This window comes from Aliidiomarina taiwanensis (assembly GCF_003987015.1).
Lineage (GTDB): Bacteria > Pseudomonadota > Gammaproteobacteria > Enterobacterales > Alteromonadaceae > Aliidiomarina > Aliidiomarina taiwanensis.
Map to the genome: position 1 here is coordinate 1 of NZ_PIPQ01000024.1, position 1,297 is coordinate 1,297.

The 1,297-nt window shown below is 49.6% G+C and carries 1 protein-coding gene; it reads left to right on the forward strand.

Annotation, left to right across the window (positions count from 1 at the left end):
• Nucleotides 1-58: 58 nt before the first annotated feature.
• Complete coding sequence (locus CWE15_RS11900) at nucleotides 59-1,264, forward strand: IS256 family transposase (protein WP_126758298.1); 1,206 nt, start codon at nucleotides 59-61, stop codon at nucleotides 1,262-1,264.
• The last annotated feature ends 33 nt before the right edge of the window (nucleotides 1,265-1,297 follow it).

The window sequence follows — 1,297 nt, forward strand, 5'->3', positions numbered from 1 at the left end:
GCGGTAGTGTTCAGAATTCTGTGTCATTTCGATAAACTAAGCAAAAACGAGATGACACATGACCAAACCAAACTTCGACATGGAAGCTGCCTTAGCGCAATTGCGTGAGGGCAAAGACCTTACCGGTAAAGACGGTATCCTAACACCACTCATCAAGCAACTGACTGAAGCGGCCATGCAGGCTGAGCTTGACGAACACCTTAAAGATAAAGAGCAGCCCAATCGTAAAAATGGCTCGACCTCTAAAACGGTGAAAAGCCCAGCCGGCAGCTTTGAACTTAGTACGCCGCGTGATCGCGCCGGCACCTTTGAGCCGCAACTGGTGAAGAAGCACCAGACCCATTTAACCGATGAGCTTGAGCGTAAAATTATTGCCCTGTTCTCGCTCGGTACCAGCTATCAAGACATTCGCATGCACATCGAAGACCTGTACGGTATTCATGTCTCGAACGGCACCATCAATGCGGTCACTGATAAGTTGTTGCCAGAACTACAGGCGTGGCGTGAGCGACAGCTTGAGGCCGTTTATCCCATTGTCTGGCTTGACGCCATTCATTACAAAATCAAAGAAAATGGACGCTTCATCAGCAAAGCGGTGTACACCATTCTTGGCCTCAATGTTGAGGGTAAAAAAGAGCTGCTTGGTCTTTATCTGTCTGAGTCAGAGGGCGCTCATCACTGGTTGAGCGTACTGACCGACCTGCATAATCGTGGCGTCCAAGACATCCTCATCGCTTGTGTGGATGGCTTAAAAGGCTTCCCTGAAGCCATCGAAAGCATTTATCCGAAGACCGAAGTCCAGCACTGCATTATTCACCAAATTCGAAATTCGTTAAAATACGTCGCCAGCAAGAACCAGAAAGCCTTTATGGCCGATTTAAAGTGCGTGTATAAAGCAGTCACCTTATCGGCCGCAGAAAGCGCCCTGGACGACTTAGAAGCCAAATGGGGCGAGAAGTACCCGATTGTCATCAAGTCCTGGCGCAGCAAATGGCTCACGCTCTCGGCGTACTTTAAATATCCGGACTATGTCCGCACTGCCATCTACACGACCAATGCCGTGGAGGCGGTGCACCGCCAATTCCGTAAGCTGACCAAAACCAAAGGCGGTTTTACCAACGAGAACAGCTTGCTCAAGCTGCTCTACGCGGGTATGTTAAAGGCGTCTGAGCGATGGTCGCATCCGGTGCAAAACTGGAACCTGACGCTGTCGCAACTGAGCATCCACTTCGATGGTCGACTGGATGATCATATAGACCTATGAAAACTTGGCTGACACAGAATATTGAACACTCCA